The sequence below is a fragment of the Pseudomonas sp. genome, from assembly GCF_040514055.1.
Taxonomy (GTDB): Bacteria; Pseudomonadota; Gammaproteobacteria; order Pseudomonadales; family Pseudomonadaceae; genus Aquipseudomonas.
Genome location: NZ_JBEVDL010000065.1, coordinates 1 through 20413, shown reverse-complemented (window position 1 = coordinate 20413; position 20413 = coordinate 1). Strand labels below are relative to the sequence as shown.

Genomic DNA, 20413 nt, shown 5'->3' with positions numbered 1-20413 from the left:
AGATCATGCCCATGCACCTCACAGGCAATACCATCCTTATCACCGGCGGCGGCTCGGGCATTGGCCGGGCCCTGGCCGAAGCCCTGCACCGTTTGGACAACCAGGTCATCATCGCCGGCCGCCGCCTCGGTCACCTGGAAGCCACCCTGGCCGCCAACCCCGGCATGCGTGCCATCCAGCTGGACGTGGACGATCCACGCAGCATCGAAACGGCGACCGCCACCCTGCTCGCCGAACATCCGCGCCTCAATGTGCTGATCAACAATGCCGGCATCATGCAGATCGACCACCTGGGCGAAGCCCTGGACGACGCGCTGCTGGTCTCCACCGTCACCACCAACCTGCTGGGGCCGATACGCATGACCTCGGCGCTGATCGAGCATCTCAAGCGTCAGGAACAGGCCACGGTGATCAACGTTTCCTCGGTGCTGGCATTCGTGCCGCTGGCCGTGGCCGGCGTGTACTGCGCGACCAAGGCGGCCATTCATTCCTATACCCAGTCGCTGCGCTACCGGCTAAAGGACAGCTCGGTGCAGGTGATGGAGATCGCCCCGCCCTGGGTCCAGACCGACCTGCTCAACAGCAACGACGAACCGCGGGCCATGCCGCTGGCGCCCTTTATCGAACAGACCATGGCCGCCCTGGCCACTGCCGACGAAGAGGTGCTGGTGGACATCGCCAAACCGCTGCGCAATAACGTCGGGCCGAACGAAACACCGTTTATCACCCAGTTCAACGACCTGTTTCTCAATCCGCAGTAAGCGAAACAGGCCCGCCAGCCCCAGCGCAATGGGGATGACGGGGTTGTCGCACGAGGTCGTGCAGTCCCCGGGGTCATGCGCCCTGGGGGCGTCCCTGTTTGACAGACAGGGCCATTGCGGTAGGCTCTGCGCCTTATTTGAAAAGGAGCTGTTCCCATGGCCAAAGCCACTGCCCGCCACATCCTGGTTTCCAGCGAAGCCAAGTGCAATGAACTGAAAGCCGCCATCGAAGGCGGTGCCGATTTCGCCCAAGTGGCCAAGGACAATTCGTCCTGCCCCTCCAGCCGCGACGGCGGCAGCCTGGGCTCCTTTGGCCCAGGGCAGATGGTCAAGGAATTCGACGCCGTGGTTTTCAGCGCCCCGGTAAACACCGTGCAGGGTCCGGTCAAGACCCAGTTCGGTTATCACCTGCTGGAAGTCACCAGCCGCCAGGACTGATCGCAACACCCCGGACCGCGGGCCCTGCCCCCGGTCGCGGCACTGGACGCCTCAGGCTGACTGGCCCGAGGCGTTTCCGGATCGCGACCCGCGTGATCCGTCCCCCGAACCACGCCCCCCCCACGCAGTGCTAACGTCCCCTGCCGTTCCAGGGCGAACAGCGCCCCGTGAATGCTCGCGGCCTTTCGGCGCGCCAGACAAGCCGATGCCTGTGCGCACGCCTTGGCCAGATGGCGGCGCGAAGCAGTAGCCAACCTAGCAGGCAGGTCTTCGGATCAGCATCGCGCGGGTGCTCAATCCGGCCAACGCCACAGCGGCTGTTCGAGAATACTGTCCTGGCCCAGTACCTGGGTCTGACCCAACTCCTTGTCCAGGACGATGGCGCGGCACTCGGGGTACTGCTCCAGCGCGGCGATCAGGCGGCGGGAGTGGGACACCACCCAAACCTGACTGCGCTGCGCGGCCTGGATAATCAGCCGGCCGAGTGCCGGCAGCAGGTCCGGGTGCAGGCTGGTTTCCGGCTCGTTGAGCACCATCAGGGTCGGCGGTCGTGGTGTAAGTAACGCCGCGACCAATAACAGGTAGCGCAGGGTGCCGTCGGAAAGCTCCGCCGCCTTGAGCGGGCGCAGCAGGCCGGGTTGCCGCAGCTGCAGGCTGAACAACCCGTCATAGGCCTCGATCTGCAGCCGCGAACCGGGAAAGGCGTCGTCGATGGCACCGTCCAGCGCCTCGGGATCGCCGATTTCGCGGATGGTCTGCAAGGCCGCGCACAGGTCGCGGCCATCGTGGTGCAGCACCGGGGTGCGCGTCCCCAGCTGCGGTTGGCGGGCCGGCGCCTCGGCGTCGCTGCGAAAATGATCGTAGAAGCGCCAGCCCCGCATCAGCTCGCGCAAGCGCAGCACCTCGGGGCAGTGGCTGTCGCCGCCGACCTGGGCGAACAGGCTGTCGAAACTGGCGGTGTGCTGGCTGAGCAACCGCCAGTCGCGACCGTCACGCACGCGCACCATGGGGCCCTTGCGCTCGACCAGCACGGCCGCGGGCCGATAGACCGCGCCGGCCCAAATGACTTCACGTTTGATTTCCGGGTCCAGGGCAAAAAAACTCGGCGTATCCCGCGTTTCCCCGGAGTTGGACTCGGGTAGCCCGAGGGAAATGGCGTAGCTGAAATCCTCGCCGGCAAACCCCAGGCGCAACCGTTTCGGGCCATCGCGCTGAGTGGCCTGTACCGGCACGCTGCCGTCGCGCATCCGGCGTGACACCAACTCCGGGCCGGCCCAGAAACTCGAGGCCAGGCCCCCTTCGCGGGCCAGGGCATTGACCACGCCGCCCTGGGCGGTTTCCGCCAGCAGCCGCAAAGCCCGGTAGAGGTTGGACTTGCCGCTACCGTTGGCGCCAGTGATGACATTGAGCGGTCCCAGGGGCACCAACAGGGTATTGATCGAGCGGTAGTTATGCACCGCCAGGGTGTGCAGCATGGGCGTCTCTTGACAGGAATATGGGGCCACAGGCCGCGCCTGGGCACGAAAGTCTACTCGAGTGGATCGGAGGGCGGCGAAAGGCGCGGGTCACTTTGCCCAGAGCGCACTACCGCAGACCTGCCATTTGTGGGCGGAACCATTGAGTCCATTCCGCCCTCAGAACTGGGGCGTGGCAGTTTGCTACGTCTGCGTCGGATTTGGCCTAGGCTAATTTTTCGTCCAACCACCTGAGGAATCGTTATGGGTCTGTTCAGTGCCATTTTGGAAAAACTGGGTTTCGGTGACAAGGCCGAAGCGGCCGAAGCGCCCGCCCCCGGCGCCGCGCCTTCGGCACCGGCCACACAGGCCATCAGCGCGGTGGACGTCACCGCCAAGATGGAAAGCCTGGCGGCGGCCAGTGGGCAACCGCTCAACTGGCGCACTTCGATCGTCGACCTGCTCAAGCTGCTCGGGCTCGACAGCAGCCTGGGCGCACGCAAGGAGCTGGCCACCGAACTGGGCTGCCCCGCAGACAAGATGGGCGATTCGGCGCAGATGAACATCTGGCTGCACAAACAGGTGCTGAAAAAACTCGCCGACAACGGTGGCAGCGTGCCGGCCGAATTGCTGGACTGATGCACGGCGAGCCCCCGCCCCCCCCCGGCGCGGGCTCGCTAAAGCTGACCTGCCTGATAGGCGCGGGCATTGCCCGCACCAAATAGAATCTATATTCTATTTGAATGGTCAGACTGACGAAATTCACCGAAGAAATGTTCCTCGACGCCGCGATCGAGCTCGCCGCCCAGTGCGGTGGCAGCGCGGTGTCGATCGCGGCCATCGCCCGTAAAACAGGCGCACCGGTGGGTTCGCTTTACCACCGCTTCGCCTCCCGGGAGGAATTGCTGGCCCATGCCTGGCTGAAAGTCCGCAGCCAGTACCGGCAACAGATTGCCGACCTCTGGGGTGAGCGGGACACCTGGCTGGCGGTGGCCGCGTTTCTGCAGTGGTGCCGCAGTGCCCCGCTGCAGGCCCGGTTTTTGCTGCAATGCCGGGAGTGTCCGGCCCTTCAGGAAAACCTCTCGGCGGAGCTGCGTTTGCGCCTGGAAGCGGAACAGGACGACCTGGATGGCTGTTTCGATCGCTGCCTGCAGCGGCTCGGCACCTGCCTGCCTGGCGAGAACCTCGACAGTCGGCTGCGTTTTACCCTGATCGACGCCCCCTTTGCCATGGTGCAGCCCTTCCTGCTGCAGGACCAACCCATCCCCGCCAGTATCGACGTCATGTTGCGCGCGTCCCATCGCGCGCTATGCCCAGGGAGCAGCCTCCAGTGATGCGCTATTCGAGCCAAAAAGACGGCGGCAGACGGATCCGCCTGCATGACGCCGACGAATTCGCCGCCATGCGCCTGGCCGGGCGCATCGCCGCCGACACCCTGGATTTTATCGAAGCGCACGTACGCCCAGGCATATCCACGGCCGAGCTCGACCGCCGCTGCGAAGCCTTCATGCGCGAGGCCGGCGCTATCCCGGCCACCCTCGGCTACCACGGTTATCGCCATGCCAGCTGCATCTCCGTCAATCAGGTGGTCACCCATGGCATTCCCTCGGAGCGGGAAATCCTCAAGACCGGCGACATCGTCAACATCGACGTCACGCCCAAGTTCGCCGGTTGGCACGGCGACAGCAGCCGGACCTATAAGGTCGGCCCGGTATCGCCACTGGCCGAGCGGCTGATCGACACGGCCCATGCCGCGCTGCTGGCGGGCATCGCCGAGGTGCGGCCCGGCGCGACCCTGGGAGACGTGGGGGCGGCCATCGATGCGCGGGTGCGCGCCGCCGGGTTCAGGGGCGTCGAGGATTTCTGCGGGCACGGCCTGGGCCAGGTGTTTCACGCCGCCCCCGACGTTCTGCACCACGGCCAACGGGGCACCGGCATCGTGCTGGAACCCGGGATGTTCTTCACCATCGAGCCGATGGTCAACGCCGGCACCCACGCGGTCAAAGTGCTCAAGGACGGTTGGACCACGGTGACTCGCGACGGCGCGCTCTCGGCCCAGTTCGAACACAGCCTGGCGGTCACCGAGGACGGCGTGGAGCTGTTCACCCTGGGCCGGGCGGCCTTGGCCAACGCAGTCACCTAGGGCCTGGCCCATTTTTTCGGCAACGGGGCCCGTGTGGCCACTGTTCACACGCCTTAGCGCCCGCCGCGCCCCTGGCCGAACCGCTCGCGATAGGCGGCGGGCGGCAGTCCCACGCCACTGCGAAAAGCCGCGCGAAAACTCTCCACCGAACGAAAGCCACAGCGCTCGGCAATCGACTCATGGGGATCGTCTGCGCTTTCCAGCAACTCGCGGGCCCGGGCCAAGCGCTCATGCTGCAGCCAAGCCTTGGGCGTCATGCCGGTCGCCTCGCGAAAGCGTCGCAAGAACGTGCGCTCACTCATCGCCATGCGGCTGGCCAGTTGGCTCACTTCCAGCGGCTGCTGCAGCCGTTGCCGGGCCCACTCCAGCAAGGGCGCAAGGTCCCCGCGCGGGGTCGGCGCCAAGGGGGTGGGGATAAACTGCGCCTGGCCACCGGCACGCTGGGGCGATATCACCAGGCGCCGCGCCACGCTGTTGGCCACCCGGGTGCCGAAATCGCGGGCCACCAGGTGCAGGCAGGCGTCGATGCCCGCCGCGCTGCCCGCCGAGGTGATCAGCTGCCCGGCATCCACGTAGAGCACCGCCGGGTCGACCTCGATGGCGGGAAAACGTCGCGCCAGCTCGGCGCTGTGGCGCCAATGGGTGGTCGCCCGGCACCCGTCGAGCACACCGCTGGCGGCCAACACGAATACCCCCGAACAGATCGACAGCAGCCGGGCACCGCGCCCATGGGCCGCGCGCAAAGCGACCAACAAGGCCTCCGGTGGTGTTTCATCCCGGTCGCGCCAGCCTGGAATCACGATGGTGTCCGCCTGTTCCAGGGCTTCCAGCCCACGCTCGGCCAACACTTGGATACCGCCCAGGGCGCGCATCGGCCCGGGCTCCAGGCCGACGATGCAGTGCCGGTACCAGGGAAAATCGAACTCCGGACGCGGCAAGCCGAAGACCTCCACGGCGATGCCGAATTCAAAGGTGCAGAGCCCGTCGTACGCGAGCACCGCGACCAATCCAGGGTCTTTAGGCAATTTGGCGGAAAACTCCCAGTAACTGTCTTGCCCGCCACTGTAGCCCAACGCACCCGGCCGATACAGTGGTTGCCACACCCAACACACCGGAGTTACCCCATGCCCAGCCTGGTCAGCCAGTTCCCCGCCGCCGCCAGCGACCTTGCCCTCGCTCACTTCAGCGCACGCCTGAGCTTCGAAACCGATTGCTCCGACGTGCAGGCCAGCCAGCAGGCCGGCGAGATCGACTACCTGCTGGTCGACGTGCGCGGTCCCGATGCCTATGCCCAGGGCCATGTCCCGGGCGCGCTGAACATTCCCCACCGGCTGATGACCGCCGACTACCTGGCGCGCTTCCCCCGCGACAGCCTGTTCGTGGTCTATTGCGCCGGCCCCCACTGCAACGGCGTGCACCGTGCCGCCCTGCGCCTGGCGGGACTGGGGTATGCGGTCAAGGAAATGATCGGCGGAGTCACCGGCTGGCTCGACGAAGGCCTGAGCCTGGTCTCGTCCGTGGGCCAATCACTGGCCACCGGCGCGGGCATCTCATGCGACTGCTGAGCGGGGCAGCGCGGGTCCGCCGAGCGCAGCCGGCGGACGTGCCGGCCCTGCTGGTGCTGATGCGTGAGCTGGCGGCATTCGAGGACTATCTGGAGGCGTTCGCCTTGGACGAACCGGCGCTGCTCGAGCGGGCCCTCGGGCCCCAGGCTCAATGCCAGGTGTTCGTCGCCGAGTGGGCCGACGGCCTGTGTGGCTATGCCGTGGTCCTGGAGATCCCGTTCACCTATGACCTGCGTCCCCGGGTTGTCCTCAAGGAACTGTATGTCGCCCCCCAGGCGCGCGGCACTGGAGTGGGAACGACCTTGCTGCGCGAGGTGGCCCGCTGGGCCAACAGCCGTGGCGCGGGACAGATGGAATGGACGGTGCTCAGGGGCAATGGACGCGCGGAGACCTTCTACCGGCGCCTCGGCGGACGCCCCGACAGCAAGTGGATCGCCTATCGGATGGACGCAAATGGACTGGCCGCGCTGGCCGAGCAAGCGTGAGCCAAATAAACGCGTAACTATCCACCCTTGGTGGATGGGTAACGCGTTATCCACCCTACGCGAGCGGTGGCCAATCCTCGGGAGCACTGCGGAGGATCAGCCCAAACAGCCGCTAAGCCGCCTTGTGGGCATGCAGGCGCACATTCAGCTCGTCGACGACCGGTGCCCATTCGGCATCCATATGCATCTGTTCCTTGAGAAAGGTGCCCTGGGTATCGCTCCAGAACGGTGCCTCGGACACCTTGACGTCGTCAGCCAGGGGGTAATGACGGGCGATAAAGGCGTCGATACTGGCCGGATCGGATTCCAACCCCAGTTGGTCGAACAGGGTGCCTAGGTCTTTGTTGGGCATTTCCATGACATTCTCCAGCAATAGGGTGGTAAAGGCCGGTCGGCGGGTGACCGACGGGCAATAGAAACCAGCGACCCGCCGACAGTTCCATTTTCCTTGCCACACCGGCCTGCACCGACACCTCAGCGCGGGCCATCGGCCTCGAGCGGAATCCAGATGTCCACCACCCCGGTGCCGGCGAGCGGGTTGAAGTCTTCGCTGTAGCGCTCGAACTCGGGGGCGTCGGCCACGCGCAGCCCGGAGGCGGGCAACCAGTGGTTCCAGAGGACGTGAACCGTCTGGTGCAAGGTGGTGACAGGGCCCTGATGGGTAAACACGGCATAACGCCGGGCAGGCAGTTTCAGCCGGGTGAAGTGCGCCGGCAGGTCCTCCAGGCGGCGTACCTGGACCCCCGCGAGGTACTCGAAACTGCCGTCCTCGCCCGGGTTGCAACACAGCCCATAGGTGACCCAACCCAGCCGCCCGGGCAGCGTCTCGATCTGCCTGGCGAAGCGGCTCCAGAGGGTTGGAATGCCTTCGTTGGTGTCGAAGGTAAAACGTTCGGACAAACCGGCGATCAACAGCGCCGGGCCCTGTTCGAAGCGTGGTGCGGCCAGTGCGACCGATTCGAGGGGTTTCATGCGAATGGGCTCCATCAGTTGCACGCCATCCAGGGAAGCCTGGGCGCGCACCTGCTCGGGGGTGCGGCCAAGGTGTTCGCGGAAGGCGCGGGTAAAGGCTTCATGGGAGGCATAACCGCTGTCCAGGGCGAGGCCGAGGATATTCGGCGCGCCCGCTGCCAGTAGTCGCGCCGCCTCGCTCAGGCGCCGCGCGCGGGCATAGCGCATGACCGAACAACCGGCATGGGCGGCGAACAGCCGCGACAAGGCAAAGCGCGACAGGCCGCAGACGTCGGCAATCTGCGCCAGGCTCAGTTCCTGCTCGACACGGCTTTCGATGTACCAGAGGGCTTTGGCGACCGGGTGCATGGTTCACTCTCAAAGGCGGTGATCGCCATTATGCCCAGCGCGTGCGGGCCGCACTGGACCGTTCTTGCGGGTCTTGGCCACCTCCGCGCCGAGCCGGGACTCACCATTACCGCCCGCACCGCGCGACATCACACGCATGCGGCGGATCGCGTCGACCTGGCGAACGGTCTTTCGACGAGGTCAAACTTGCCTATTCTTGGGCATGTATTTCTGGCAAGGAGTGACTGCATGAACATCGAGACCCTGTTCGCCGAATTGCACAATCTGCCCAGCGTGCCCAAAGTGGCGCAAGACCTGATCCAACAGTTCAACAACCCGGCGTCGAGCCTGGATAGCGTGGCGCGCAATATCGAGCGCGACCCGGTGATCGCCGCCAAAGTGCTGCGTCTGGCCAACTCGGCGCGCTTTCGCGGGGCCCGCGAGTCCACCAGCATCGAGGATGCGGCCATGCGCCTGGGCTTCAATACCCTGCGTACCCTGGTGCTGGCCTCAGCGGTGACCGGCGCCTTCAAGGCCGACAAGAGCTTTGACCTCAAGGGCTTCTGGGCACACAGCTTCAATGTCGCCAGTACCTGCCGACTGCTGGCCAAACAGGGTGGCCAGGACCCCGACACCGCGTTCACCTGCGGCATGATGCATAACATCGGGGAACTGCTGATCCAGACCGGCGCGCCGGCATTCGCCACGCAGATGAACCGCCAGCCCCAGGACGCTGCCGGGCGCGCGGCGCAAGAAGCCCTGCAGCTGGGGTTTGGTTACCCTGAGGTCGGCGCCGAACTGGCCCGTCGCTGGCAATTGCCACAGGTGATCCAGCAGGCCATTGCCTTTCAGGCGCGCCCGGCCCAGGCGCCTGCGCAAAACGGCTTCGCCCGCATCGTCGCCCAGGCGGTGTTGGTCTGCGAAGCCTTGAAACAGCATGGCGGCGCGACAACGCAGGCGCGCCAAAGCCTGGAGGGGCCGCTGTTCGAAGGCCTGGACCTGGACAAAACCTTCGCCTTGCTGGCCGAGGTGCTGGAAGCCGACAAAGCCTTTGCCGACCTTCTGGGCTAGGGCCCGTTCCGAGTCAAACAGGGGCCTGATGGCCCTTCGCTGACCGTTCTGCCCAGGCCGCGCGGCGTTCCCAGCGCCAGCGGGGCGGCCTATAAGCTCCGCTGCAGGCCCTTACACGACCAACGAATATCGTCTGGCGACCAAGGCGGCTACAATGGTCGCCCGCGTTGGCCACGGCCGTCGCTGCCGACACCCGCGTCCGCCGTAGCGGCGGCTCGCTGAGGAGCAAAACCCAATCAATTGCAGGGTCCGCGGGAGAAAACGTGGATTTTCGCGTTCCTATGGGCTTGTGCCCGATATGGCTGCTCCTGGGCCTACTCGTTTTCCAGTCTCTGGTCTTTATGTATATGAAAACAGCTTTCACTTCACTGCTGATGGCCGCCACCCTGCTAAGTGGCTGTGCCAGCCAGTTCGAACCGGTCAAGACGGTGCCGAGCGTTGTCCCGCCGAGCCAAAGCGTGGTGCCGGCCGACCCGGTCTACGGGGTGGTCAGCTATGAGATGCCCCTGGTGATGTCCGCCCAAAGCACCTCCGGCCACCCCTTGCAGGGGCAGATCAGGGATGTGCCCGCCCAGGTACCCGCGGGGCAGCAGGCGCTGCAGGCCGCCGAGCAGGCGCGTGCCAACGGCGATACCCTGGGCCTGCGGGTCGCGCTGGAGCAAGCGGCCAACCAAGGCAGCGCCCAGGCGCACTACGAGTTGGCACGGCTCTACCAGAACGGCGACGGAGTGCTGCACGACCAGCAGTCCGCCCTCACCCACTTGAGCCAAGCGGACGCTTTGGGTGACCTGGAGGCTACCCGGGTACTGGCCTGGCATTATCTCAAGGGCGTCGGGGTGCCGCTGGATATCGCCTACGGTACCCGGCTGATGGAAAAAGCGGCCTGGGGCAATACCCGGGCCCAGCGCGAGGCGGGTTTGCTTTATTCCAACATCTATACGCCGAACCTGAACGACTCGGCCCGTGGCCTCGAGCTGCTCAAGGCCGCGTCGGAAGGCGGCGATACCCCGGCCATGGCCTTTTACAAGCACGTGCTGGACAAGCCCGCCCAACCGCCGGTCGTGGCACAGGAGGTGCCCGCCAACCCGGCAACCTTCTACCAGGCACTGCCCGGCCATGCCGAGCACAGCCCGCTGGCGACAACCCCGGGGTCTGCGCCGACCGACATCAGCGTGCCGGCCGCCGCGCCCCTGCTGACCGATAACCTGTCGACCGTCACGCCGCCCGCCGGCCCGGCGCCAACGCCTGCCGTGCCTGCAGCCAATGCATTGGATAACGAAGCCCAGGCCGAACAGACTAAAAAGGCCGCTCTCGCCGGCGACCTGCAGGCCATGCGGCGTTATGCCAATCAGGTGCTGGCCGGGGAGTTCCCCTCCATCGAACCGGAAGTGGAATCCTACACCTGGCTGGCGGTAGCGGCTCGCCGTGGCGACCCCCAGGCCGCCCAGGATATGCTCGCCCTTGCCCAGGTGCGTACCCTGACCGAGCAACAGGCCCCCGGCCAATTGGACGCGCGGATCACCGCGCTGAACGAAACCATTGACCTGCTACCCGGGCAGCCCACGGCACCGGCGGGCGTTCCCGGACCCAACCTGTAGCAGTTGTCCCCCCGCGACCCTGGCGCTCGGCGGGCCGTACGCCCCAAGGAAGACCCAACATGTCCAGCACACCGTCCTCAGTGCCAGCCACCGCAGCGATTCGCTGGGGCATGATCGGCTGTGGCGACGTTACCGAGCGCAAGAGCGGTCCGGCGTTTTAGCAGGTACCGGGGTCGGCCCTGGTCGCGGTGATGGGACGGCGCGCCGAGCAGGTTGAGGACTACGCCCGCCGCCACGGCATCGGCCGCTGGTACACCGATGCGCAAGCGCTGATCGACGATCCCGAGGTCCAGGCGGTCTATGTCGCGACGCCGCCGGACAGCCACCACACCTACGCCCTGCAAGTCGCCGCCGCCGGCAAACACTGCTGCGTGGAAAAGCCCATGGCACTCGACGCGACCCAGAGCCGCGAGATGGTGCAGGCCTTCGAACGGGCCGGCACGCAGCTGTTCGTTGCTTATTACCGGCGCTCGCTACCGCGATTCCTGCGGGTCCGACAGTGGCTGGACGCAGGCCAGATCGGCGAGGTTCGGCAGTTGTCCTGGCACCTGAGCAAGGCCCCTTCCGCGAACGACCGGCAAGGCCCGGGGTGGCGCACCGATCCACGGGTGGCGGGCGGTGGCTACTTCGCCGACCTGGCCAGCCACGGGCTCGACCTATTCCAGTTCCTATTGGGCGACATAGTCGAAGTCGAGGGAATGAAGGCGCAACAGGCCGGGCTCTATCCGGCCGAGGATGCGGTGGTGGCGATCTGGCGTTTTGCCAGTGGTGCCCTGGGCCTGGGCAGTTGGAACTTCGCCGTCGATCGGCGGATCGATCAGGTGGAAATCCTCGGCAGCGAGGGTCGCATTCGCTTCTCGGTATTCGACGAAGCGCCCATCGAGCTGCAAGGACGCAGCTCCGCGCACGAGACCATCGCGCACCCCAGCCCTATCCAGTGGCACCATGTACTGGCCATGAATGCCCAACTGCGCGGCGAGCGGCCCCACCCGGCTGCGGGCCACGAGGCCCTCAAGACCGACTGGGTGATGGACCGTATCCTCGCCCGCCAGCACCGCTGAAGGCGCCTGCGAGCGCAGCGGTCAGGGTGAGCAGGACGTTGGAAAAAAGCACCGGGCATGCCAGCAGGCGCCCTGGCCGGGTATACTGGCGGTCGGACGTGCCCGCCTGTTCCCTTCGACCTTCCACCCGGCACCCCACGGACTTTCCATGACTGCCAATACCACTGCCGCATCCCCCACAGCGCCTGCCGCCGAGCCCGTTGCAAGCCAGCCAAGCGAGGCTATCGAGCCTTCCGCTGACGCGGCTCCGGACGAAAAACCCAGCATCGCAGCCTTTACCTTCCCCTTCTCCCCCGCCGCCTTTGCACCGGGCAAAACCGATGGCCAGCCCTGGCACCAGAAAGGCAATAAATCCAGCCACCACAAGACCCCGGGGCGCGCGCCCAACGGCACGCGCCGTTCCATGGGCAAACGCTGAAGCACAGGTCAGTGAGCCTCTTCAGAGCCCGTGGACACTAGGCACAGACGCCGCGTTGCACAGTGTCAACGGTCCCTAGCGCCGCCAGGAAAGGGGGCATGGGAGTGCCGCCCGCCCGAGCAGCAGCCCTGCATTGCCCCGCTCACCAGGAATCCAGCTAGCCTATGGGGACGGCGGCGTCCGACCAGCCGCCAGGCGCAACGCAGAACCAACTGCGCTGTGGCCGTGTCAGAACGACTCTCGGCCTCTCTTCAGTCTTGGTGGCGACAGACATGATTCGACCGTTTTCCCTAGGCCTGCTGCTGCTAATGTCCGGCTGCACCTCCCTGCCCTGTGACGACCCGCTCAGCCAGGATCCCTGTCACGCCGATCGCCTGCTCCTGCAAAACGACATGCTGCAGGCAAAGATGATCATCGCTTCGGGTGACCTGCCCAACTATGACCTGGCCAAAGCCTTGCTCGATCGGGTGTCTGGACAGGACCAACGCGGCGACGCGGACTTCTACCGGGCGCTGTTGATCATTCATGAGGGGCCACAGGTCGACGAGGTGCTGACCCTGCTCGAGCGCTCCGCCGCCGCCGGCAGCCCCCACGCCACGGCCTTGCTATACAAGATGTACGCGGAACCCTACCTGCTCAGTCATGGCGACCCGTTGCGTGCGGAAGGCTACCGCGCCGCCTACGCCGAACTCGATGTGGCCAAGAGCGGTTACCCGTCTTTCCAGCAGGCCCTGGGGCTGGTCAACCGCCTGGTGGTCTCGGCCATCTCCCAAGGCCACCTGACCCAAGATGCCGAGCAAGCCGCGCAGAACTGATGGCCGGGTACGGTATGCCGCCGGAGCGCGTATGCTCGGTCGCGGCGACTCGGCCGATACCGACGCCTGCCCGAGCGATCCGGCCCACCACCCTCGGATCATCCGTCGATATGTCCAGCACAGGACCCAAAACCATTTTTCAACCCGTCAGGATCGCCCAGCTGTCCTCGGCCGAGCATCCTCTGCTGAATAAATTCTATCGCCAACACCGATCCCCCATGCGGGCCAACAGGACCGCACAGCTGTGGGTCGCACGGCGCGTCGAGATCGTGGGTGGGCTGTGCCTCAACTCACTGGACGGAGGCTTCTGGCTAACGGCCCTGTTGGTCGATCCCCTGCAACGCCGCCAGGCCATCGCCAGCCACCTGATCCGCCAGGTGCTGGCCAGCACGGTCCAGCCGGTCTGGTTGTTTTGCCACCCCGAGCTGGTGCCATTCTACGAGCGCCTCGGCTTTGCCACGACTCGCTCGTTACCTACCGCGTTGAGTGACCGCCTGGCCCGCTACGGCCGCAGCAAGCCGCTGCTCGCGATGGTGTGTCCGCCAAAGGCGCTCGCCAGTGCGGTCCTTGGACGCTGAATTGGCCAACCCGGCTTCGGTGCGCCTACAGCCTGGCGCGTCAGGGGTGTACAGTTCATCCTCGCCCCCTCTTGCCCAGTTATCAGGCAGCGAGCCGCCCATGCTGAAACGCCTGAAAGACGATTTTCAGTTATCCATCATCACCTTTATGGGTGTGTTCGCGATCCTGGGTATTTCGCCCTACGCCATTTATCGCCTGCTGCAGGGCAACGTGCTGGTGGGAGTCACCGACTCGATCCTGGTGGCCTGTACGCTGGCGGCGGTAGTCTTCGCCTGGCGCACTGGCGATACCCGGCGTGCCGGCATGGGTCTGGCCATTATCGTGTCGTTTGGCGCCGCTTTAGTCGCCATTAACCTGGGGGTCAACGGCCTGTTCTGGATCTACGTAGTGGTCCTGTTCAATTTTTTCATGATCCCCCCTGGCAAGGCCATGCTGTTGACCCTGTCACTGCTGGGCAGCGTCAGTGCCTATGCGCTGCTGAGCGGCAGCCCCGCTTTCCCCTCGCAGTACCAGTCGCTGTCGTTTCTGGTGACCAGCCTGACCGCCAGCGGCTTCGCCTTTGTCTTTGCCTTCCGCATGCGCCGCCAACGCGACCAACTGCAAATGCAGGCCACCCTGGATCCGCTGACCGGCACCGGCAACCGCCGCTCCATGGACCATCACCTGCTTGGCGCCGTGGCGGGCAAACGCCGCCACCACCAAAAGTACGGCGTACTGATGATGGACCTGGATCACTTCAAACGAATCAACGACCAATTTGGCCACCCGGCCGGAGATCGGGTGCTGGTGGAGTTCGCCCACTTGGTCCAGAGCCTGTGTCGCCAACAGGATCACTTGTTCCGGCTGGGCGGCGAGGAGTTCCTGTTATTGCTGCCGATGTGCGACGCGGCCGGCCTCAGCGCCGCCGCCGACAAGCTGCAACAGGCATTGGCCAAGGAGCTGCGCGGCCCTGGGGGCCCTGTCACGGTTTCGATCGGCGGCGCGCTGTTGCACAGCGACGAGACGGCGGAAAACTGGCTCAAGCGTGCCGACGAGCAGTTGTACCTGGCGAAAAACGCCGGGCGCAACCGGGCCCGTATCGACAGCACCACGCAACGTTCAGCCGATACTTCGGCTCGCTGCCCTTGAGGGGCGAGGCCTCAGCGCGGACCAGGCCATCCGGCACGGATGGCTGGCCACGGCTGCTGCAGCTCGCGCATAATCCCTCGGCTTGGCGCTCAGCCGCCTCTTTCTAGCACCTGCATTGTGTGATGCCCGAAACGGGTGTCGTACCGGGCCAGCCTCACGCGGAAACCAGATGAAACTACTGCCGTTGCTACTGGTACTGCTCAGCCCCTTATGCGCTGCCGAGCTGTACAAATGGACCGATGCCCAGGGCCGGACCCATTACGGCGACCGCAAGCCCGAAACTGCGACCTCCTTGCCCATCGGTGGCTCGGTCAGCGTGGTCGAGGGCGTCGCTGTCGACGCTCGCCCTCAAGCAAGCGCCAGCTCGAAAAAGCTGGTCATGTACGGTGCCAGTTGGTGCGGCTATTGCGCAAAGGCCCGCCGGTATTTCGCGGCCAATGGCATCGCCTACATCGAGTACGACGTCGACAAGCAACCCCAGGCGCGCAAGCGCTTCGACGCCTTGGGTGGCCAGGGGCTGCCGCTGTTCGTTTACAACGGCGCCACGCACAGCGGCTTCAGCGTCGAGGATTTCCAGAGTTTCTATCCCGCGCCCTGACCGCGCCGTTTGCCCGCCACGTTCGTCGGCAGACTGCCCCGCCCTTGGGCAGTTCAACGCACTCGCGGCACCCAAGCGGACCACACAGCGGCGCCAGGCAAGTAGCTCTGCGCGCTAGTATATATTTGCTCAGCAACCAGCCAACCAAGGATTGGAATGATCGGGTAAATACGTTGTAGACCTCTGCCGCTGCGTAAAGGGGTAACAACGGTAGCACCCTGTATTTATTTAACCGGCGCAGTCGAAACACTCGACAAACAGCGCGCCATCTTTCCCCAAGGAATGGGTCACGGTGCACACCGAGGCAAGGTTCGCATTGACCATAAACAACGAGCCCCAAACAACACGCACAATGACTGGAACCTATTACTAATTATTCTAATTAGCAACCTTGACGCCGCCAAATTTCATGCTGCCCACACAAAGTTATCAGGTATTTGTGCGCTGTATTTTTGACAATCTAATAAATATCACCATCAAGCTTCTGAAAAATAAAGAAAATATATTAAAAGCCGTATTTACTGACGAGCGGTTGTTTTCATTTTTAAGTTTTATTCTACGGTTCTGATGTTCGTTTTAAGGACATTAACCTCTAGGAGAGAGATCAATATGAGCATTAACAAGGCATCCATCTTTGGAGCCGCATTAATTCTAATCAGCACCGCCGCCAGCGCTGTAGTCCAGGACGGTAACAACAGCCAAAGTTCGGCAGCAGACCCCGCAGAACCCCGCTACATCATCAAGTACAAATCCCTCGCCCCGCAAACTGACTTAGCCGGCCGACAAGTCGGCCACGCCGCTGACGCACGCACCTCATTTAACAGTACGGCCGCCCAAAGCATACTGGCGAAAGCCAGGGTAAGTTCACTTATGCACTTGCCTCAGGCCAACGCCAGTGTCGCCCGGTTAAATACTCAACAACTGGCGCAATTACGCAAAGACCCGGCTGTTGACTATATCGAACTTGACCCGAAACGCTATCTGATGGCCGAAGAGGTACCTTACGGGATTACCCAGGTGCAGGCACCGCTGGTCTCGGACAGCAATATCGCCAGCCGCAAGGTGTGCATCGTCGACACCGGTTACAGCCTCGGCCACCAGGACCTGCCGTCCAGCGGTATCACGGGCAATGATGGCTACGGCAGCAACGACACCGGCAACTGGTACGAAGATGGCAACGGCCACGGCACCCACGTCGCCGGTACCATCGCCGCACTGGGCGGTAACAACCTGGGCGTGGTGGGCGTCAGTCCGTCGGGCAATATCGGTCTGCATATCGTCAAGGTGTTCAACAACGCTGGCAATTGGGCCTATGGCTCGGACCTGGTAGCCGCGATCCAGCAATGCCGCGACGCCGGATCGAATGTCATCAGCATGAGCCTGGGCGGTGCCGGATCCTCGACCACCGAGCGCAATGCCATGGACGCCGCCTACAACGCCGGTGTATTGGTCGTGGCGGCAGCGGGCAATGACGGCAACAGCGCCCTGTCCTACCCGGCAGCCTACGAGTCCGTGATCTCGGTGGCTGCGGTGGACAGCTCACGTAACAAGGCGTCGTTCTCGCAGTACAACGCCGACGTAGAAATCGCCGCCCCCGGGGTGGCCGTGCGCTCAACCACTCCCAACAACGGCTATGGCAACAAGTCTGGCACTTCTATGGCGACCCCCCACGCCTCCGCGGTCTACGCATTGGTCTGGAGTCAGCATACCCAATGCACGGCGCCGCAGATTCGCAATGCGGTCAATGCATCGGCACAGGACCGCGGCACGGCGGGTCGGGACGTGAACTACGGCTTCGGCATTACCCAGGCCAAGGCCGCCAGTGACCTGATCACCACCAAGGGTTGCGCGGGCGACGGTGGAACGCCTCCCGGCAATGGTGAAACCCACCCCAACCTGGCAGCGACCACGGGCAACTGGATCTACCACAGCTTTACCGTGCCGGCCGGTACCGCCAGCCTCAAGGTGAAGATCAGCGGCGGCAGCGGCGATGCCGACCTCTATGTGCGCTCCGGCAGCAAACCCACCACCTCGGCCTTTACGTGCCGTCCTTATAAGGATGGCAACGACGAACTGTGCACCTTGGCCAATCCGGCGGCCGGCACCTGGCATACCGGGATACGGGCCTACAGCAGTTTTAGCGGGGTGACCTTGAACTGGGAATACTGATCGAACCGCGATGGTTCGAACATTCCCGGCACGCCCGGAAAGCCCAGCAGTACAAGCCCCGACCTGGTCGGGGCTTTTTCATTGCGCCATGCTTACGCGCACCGGGGTGCGACTTAGGGTCACGCGGCTGCCGGTCGCTGTAACGCCAAGTGATTTGCGCAGTCTATTGGCTGCATCCCTCTGTCGAGTGCCGTCCATGAATCGTCGCACCCTGCTTCAAGGCCTGTCCCTATTGCCCGCATTGTCGTTGCTGAGTGTCGTGCCGCGGGCGGTCGCCGCTGATGCTATTACGCCCTTGGATAAACCCCATGAACGCTGGCGCGAACAGCTGTCCCCGGCGGCCTATGCGGTACTGTTCGAGGAAGACACCGAGCGCGCCGGCAGCAGCCCCCTGAACAAGGAAGAAGGTGACGGCACCTTCCTCTGCGCCGCCTGTTTCCTGCCACTGTTCGATAGCCTGCATAAATTCGACAGCGGCACCGGCTGGCCCAGCTTTACCCAGCCCATTGAAGGCCATATCGCTTTCAGCCAGGACTTCAAGCTCTTCTTTGCCCGTACCGAATACCATTGCATCCGCTGCGGTGGGCACCAGGGCCACAGGTTCGACGATGGCCCACCGCCCCGTGGCGAGCGCTGGTGCAACAATGGCGTCGCCCTGCGTTTTATCCCCCGGGCAGAAAGCCTGCCGACCTTGAGGAGTTGACGGTGAAGATCACATTCGCACGGGGCTCTGCGCTCCACTGGGCCGCTGCACTGGGCCTGGGTTTGCTTCTGGGCGCCTGCCAACCCGCCGAAACACGCCCTGCCGCTGCGCCATCGGTCCCCTCGTCCGTGCCGGCCAGCGTGGCCGTGTTCGCCGGTGGCTGCTTCTGGTGCACCGAATCGGACTTCGACAAAATCCCTGGCGTACTTTCAACCACCTCGGGCTACATCGGCGGAACCCTGGCCAACCCCAGTTACGAACAAGTGTCATCCGGTACCAGCGGGCATCTGGAGGCGGTGCAGGTGCAGTTCGACCCGGCCCGTACCAGCTACGCCAAATTGCTCGAGGCCTTCTGGCCCACCATCGACCCGCTGACCGCCAACCGGCAATTTTGTGACGAAGGCCCCCAGTACCGCAGCGCCATTTTTTACGCCAGCGCCGAGGAAAAACGCCTGGCCGAGGCCTCCAAATCGGCATTGCAGGCCTCGGGACGTTTTGCACAGCCCATCGTCACTGAGATCCTGCCGGCCACCCGTTTTTACCCCGCCGAGGACTACCACCAGGACTATCACAGCAAAAACCCGCTGCGTTACGCCTATTACCGCAACGGCTGTGGGCGTGACGCTCGACTCGAACAACTCTGGGGCAAAAGCCACTGAGGCCGTTACAAGCAACGGGCAAAGGGCGGATAATCCCCAGCCATCGCGCCCGTGTCGGCGACGCCTGGGGCATCAGGCCCGGGCGCCGTCAGGTAGCTGGTGACACGCGGGGCCCCCATTCGTACTTCGAGGTAGTGGTAAAGGCATGAAAGTCGACAAGAAGGCCGCGATCGCGCGCCGCAACCAGCAGTTGGGCGGCGCGGTGCTGGGCCTCAACAACAGCCATTTCGCCGCGATTAACCTGAACAAGAATATCTGGTGGTTCGATATTCCGGTCGGCCGTCTGGGCATCGGCCAGTACGAGTTTATCCACCTGCTGCTGCACCATACCCAGACCGATGCGCTGCATCACCTGCGCGTGCCCACCCTGTACCTGCGCACCCATCAGGACGGTTTGGTGACGCGCCACAAGGACACCCGCAAAGCCACCGTCAGCCTGGAGCTGTCCGCCGACCGCGACGCCTGGCTGCAGGATGTGCGCCCCACGGGTGCCGGCGTGCGCTTCGCCGAGTTCCTGCAACCCTGACAGCCCCCCCGCTGAACTGCCCGCGACGCCGTCGCGGGCGCCCCTAGGGTCTGAGCCGGCGCCCGCCACGCCAGCACCCATCAGAATGCAAGCACAACCTGGCACACCCGCCGATTCAGGCCGGCAGGTGCTGGCATGGCCCCCGGCGAAATAATTTTGCAACGCAAGCCCGCCTCGCAGGGTCTCAAAAACAAGCCCCTCGCAAGGATCCACCATGCTCAACTCCCCGCGCTTTCGTATCAGTTACCTGCTCCAGGGCGAGCCCATGACCCATCTGTCCGACGCCGAACGCTTGTCACTGGAGGATGCCGCCGAAGTGCTTTTCCAGTTGCACGGGTTCCGGGTGCCCGAACACCCCTTGGCCGGTCGCAGCGCGATCATCGACCAGTTGCCCAGCACCGGTATTTCCGACATCCAGATCGAGCAGCTGTAAGCCGGCGACCTCCCCGACCCAAGGAACACCTTATGGCTCTCCAGGCATTTCAAGTCACCTACAACCTCGATGGCAGCGCCAAGCAACTGGAACTGAGCACCGAGACCGGCGTGCTGACCCCCGAACAGGCGCGCGCCCATATCGAGTCGCTGCATGCCGACACCGTTGCCAGCGACATCACCGATGTGCAGATCCATGAACTCGATGCACGCCGCCCTGCGCCGGGTCAGCAATTGCATGCCGATACCACTCGACACTGAGGGACATAACGGCCGCAAAAGCCCCGGGGCAGCCTGTTGCTTGCCCGGCAGCAGCCAGCTCGTCTCGCTAAGTAATTGAAGAAAAAAGACTTTTATTCAATTATTGGTTGACAGCATGGCGTACCGCTGTAGAATCGGCGGTGCGGGATGGAGCAGTCTGGTAGCTCGTCGGGCTCATAACCCGAAGGTCGTCGGTTCAAATCCGGCTCCCGCAACCAGACAATAAAAGGCCACTTGAAAAAGTGGCCTT

24 protein-coding genes, 1 tRNA gene and 1 pseudogene are annotated in these 20413 nt (G+C 64.2%); 22 read left to right on the top strand and 4 right to left on the bottom strand.

The window, feature by feature from the left end:
* Positions 1 to 11 precede the first annotated feature (11 nt).
* Positions 12 to 761, top strand: a complete 750-nt coding sequence (locus tag ABWY06_RS16405; RefSeq protein ID WP_353926648.1) for an SDR family oxidoreductase — start codon at positions 12 to 14, stop codon at positions 759 to 761.
* Between the two features lie 156 nt (positions 762 to 917).
* Complete coding sequence (locus ABWY06_RS16400; protein WP_353926638.1) at positions 918 to 1199, top strand: peptidylprolyl isomerase; 282 nt, start codon at positions 918 to 920, stop codon at positions 1197 to 1199.
* Between the two features lie 293 nt (positions 1200 to 1492).
* Here the strand turns inward: ABWY06_RS16400 and ABWY06_RS16395 are convergent, their stop codons facing one another.
* Positions 1493 to 2674 (bottom strand): AAA family ATPase, encoded by a 1182-nt coding sequence (locus tag ABWY06_RS16395; protein WP_353926637.1) that lies wholly within the window; start codon positions 2672 to 2674, stop codon positions 1493 to 1495.
* A 243-nt stretch (positions 2675 to 2917) separates the two neighbouring features.
* Here ABWY06_RS16395 and ABWY06_RS16390 point away from each other — a divergent pair, with 243 nt between their 5' ends.
* The 3 genes from ABWY06_RS16390 (at position 2918) to map (ending at position 4796) form a co-directional block, all read left to right on the top strand.
* The gene (locus ABWY06_RS16390; RefSeq protein ID WP_353926636.1) at positions 2918 to 3292 is read left to right on the top strand and encodes a DUF3597 domain-containing protein; all 375 of its coding nucleotides are present in this window, start codon (positions 2918 to 2920) and stop codon (positions 3290 to 3292) included.
* A gap of 104 nt (positions 3293 to 3396) precedes the next feature.
* Positions 3397 to 3987 (top strand): TetR/AcrR family transcriptional regulator, encoded by a 591-nt coding sequence (locus tag ABWY06_RS16385; RefSeq protein WP_353926635.1) that lies wholly within the window; start codon positions 3397 to 3399, stop codon positions 3985 to 3987.
* The gene (map, locus tag ABWY06_RS16380; protein ID WP_353926634.1) at positions 3987 to 4796 is read left to right on the top strand and encodes a type I methionyl aminopeptidase; all 810 of its coding nucleotides are present in this window, start codon (positions 3987 to 3989) and stop codon (positions 4794 to 4796) included. Before ABWY06_RS16385 ends, map begins: the two co-directional genes overlap by 1 nt.
* A 53-nt stretch (positions 4797 to 4849) precedes the next feature.
* On the opposite strand, the gene ftrA is transcribed toward map, so the two are convergent.
* Positions 4850 to 5821 (bottom strand): transcriptional regulator FtrA, encoded by a 972-nt coding sequence (gene ftrA, locus ABWY06_RS16375; protein WP_353926647.1) that lies wholly within the window; start codon positions 5819 to 5821, stop codon positions 4850 to 4852.
* A 99-nt stretch (positions 5822 to 5920) separates the two neighbouring features.
* Between ftrA and ABWY06_RS16370 the strand changes: the two genes are divergently transcribed.
* Together ABWY06_RS16370 and ABWY06_RS16365 are read left to right on the top strand one after the other, a co-directional pair.
* Positions 5921 to 6361, top strand: coding sequence for a rhodanese-like domain-containing protein (locus tag ABWY06_RS16370; RefSeq protein ID WP_353926633.1), 441 nt, complete (start codon positions 5921 to 5923; stop codon positions 6359 to 6361).
* Positions 6349 to 6846: a GNAT family N-acetyltransferase gene (locus ABWY06_RS16365; RefSeq protein ID WP_353926632.1), complete on the top strand. Its 498-nt coding sequence runs from the start codon at positions 6349 to 6351 to the stop codon at positions 6844 to 6846. Before ABWY06_RS16370 ends, ABWY06_RS16365 begins: the two co-directional genes overlap by 13 nt.
* A 112-nt stretch (positions 6847 to 6958) precedes the next feature.
* Here ABWY06_RS16365 and ABWY06_RS16360 read toward each other — a convergent pair whose 3' ends face one another.
* Entirely contained in the window at positions 6959 to 7204 is a 246-nt protein-coding gene (locus tag ABWY06_RS16360; RefSeq protein WP_353926631.1) for a DUF2789 domain-containing protein, read from the bottom strand.
* Between the two features lie 116 nt (positions 7205 to 7320).
* Complete coding sequence (locus ABWY06_RS16355) at positions 7321 to 8166, bottom strand: AraC family transcriptional regulator (RefSeq protein ID WP_353926630.1); 846 nt, start codon at positions 8164 to 8166, stop codon at positions 7321 to 7323.
* Between the two features lie 228 nt (positions 8167 to 8394).
* Here ABWY06_RS16355 and ABWY06_RS16350 point away from each other — a divergent pair, with 228 nt between their 5' ends.
* The 15 genes and pseudogenes from ABWY06_RS16350 (at position 8395) to ABWY06_RS16280 (ending at position 20381) form a co-directional block, all read left to right on the top strand.
* Positions 8395 to 9216 carry an HDOD domain-containing protein gene (locus ABWY06_RS16350; RefSeq protein WP_353926629.1) on the top strand — a complete coding sequence of 274 codons (822 nt, stop codon included), beginning with the start codon at positions 8395 to 8397 and terminating at the stop codon, positions 9214 to 9216.
* A gap of 347 nt (positions 9217 to 9563) precedes the next feature.
* Entirely contained in the window at positions 9564 to 10814 is a 1251-nt protein-coding gene (locus tag ABWY06_RS16345) for a tetratricopeptide repeat protein (RefSeq protein WP_353926628.1), read from the top strand.
* 59 nt (positions 10815 to 10873) lie between these two features.
* A pseudogene (locus tag ABWY06_RS16340) lies at positions 10874 to 11875 on the top strand (Gfo/Idh/MocA family protein).
* Positions 11876 to 12023: 148 nt separating this feature from the next.
* Entirely contained in the window at positions 12024 to 12293 is a 270-nt protein-coding gene (locus ABWY06_RS16335; protein ID WP_353926627.1) for a hypothetical protein, read from the top strand.
* A 272-nt stretch (positions 12294 to 12565) separates the two neighbouring features.
* Positions 12566 to 13108 carry a hypothetical protein gene (locus tag ABWY06_RS16330; RefSeq protein ID WP_353926626.1) on the top strand — a complete coding sequence of 181 codons (543 nt, stop codon included), beginning with the start codon at positions 12566 to 12568 and terminating at the stop codon, positions 13106 to 13108.
* A 218-nt stretch (positions 13109 to 13326) separates the two neighbouring features.
* A complete protein-coding gene (locus tag ABWY06_RS16325; RefSeq protein WP_353926625.1) occupies positions 13327 to 13686 on the top strand; it encodes a GNAT family N-acetyltransferase in 360 nt (119 codons plus the stop codon).
* Between the two features lie 100 nt (positions 13687 to 13786).
* On the top strand, positions 13787 to 14815 hold the full coding sequence (locus tag ABWY06_RS16320; protein ID WP_353926624.1) for a diguanylate cyclase domain-containing protein: 1029 nt from the start codon (positions 13787 to 13789) through the stop codon (positions 14813 to 14815).
* 169 nt (positions 14816 to 14984) lie between these two features.
* Positions 14985 to 15413, top strand: coding sequence for a DUF4124 domain-containing protein (locus tag ABWY06_RS16315; protein ID WP_353926623.1), 429 nt, complete (start codon positions 14985 to 14987; stop codon positions 15411 to 15413).
* A gap of 870 nt (positions 15414 to 16283) precedes the next feature.
* Complete coding sequence (locus tag ABWY06_RS16310) at positions 16284 to 17582, top strand: S8 family serine peptidase (RefSeq protein ID WP_353926622.1); 1299 nt, start codon at positions 16284 to 16286, stop codon at positions 17580 to 17582.
* Positions 17583 to 17778: 196 nt separating this feature from the next.
* A complete protein-coding gene (gene msrB / locus ABWY06_RS16305; protein WP_353926621.1) occupies positions 17779 to 18285 on the top strand; it encodes a peptide-methionine (R)-S-oxide reductase MsrB in 507 nt (168 codons plus the stop codon).
* Positions 18286 to 18287: 2 nt separating this feature from the next.
* On the top strand, positions 18288 to 18944 hold the full coding sequence (gene msrA, locus ABWY06_RS16300; protein WP_353926620.1) for a peptide-methionine (S)-S-oxide reductase MsrA: 657 nt from the start codon (positions 18288 to 18290) through the stop codon (positions 18942 to 18944).
* A gap of 145 nt (positions 18945 to 19089) precedes the next feature.
* Positions 19090 to 19470 carry a hypothetical protein gene (locus tag ABWY06_RS16295; protein WP_353926619.1) on the top strand — a complete coding sequence of 127 codons (381 nt, stop codon included), beginning with the start codon at positions 19090 to 19092 and terminating at the stop codon, positions 19468 to 19470.
* Positions 19471 to 19684: 214 nt separating this feature from the next.
* Positions 19685 to 19903, top strand: coding sequence for a hypothetical protein (locus ABWY06_RS16290; protein ID WP_353926618.1), 219 nt, complete (start codon positions 19685 to 19687; stop codon positions 19901 to 19903).
* Between the two features lie 32 nt (positions 19904 to 19935).
* Positions 19936 to 20163: a hypothetical protein gene (locus tag ABWY06_RS16285; protein WP_353926617.1), complete on the top strand. Its 228-nt coding sequence runs from the start codon at positions 19936 to 19938 to the stop codon at positions 20161 to 20163.
* 141 nt (positions 20164 to 20304) lie between these two features.
* Positions 20305 to 20381, top strand: a tRNA-Met gene (locus ABWY06_RS16280).
* Positions 20382 to 20413 lie beyond the last annotated feature (32 nt).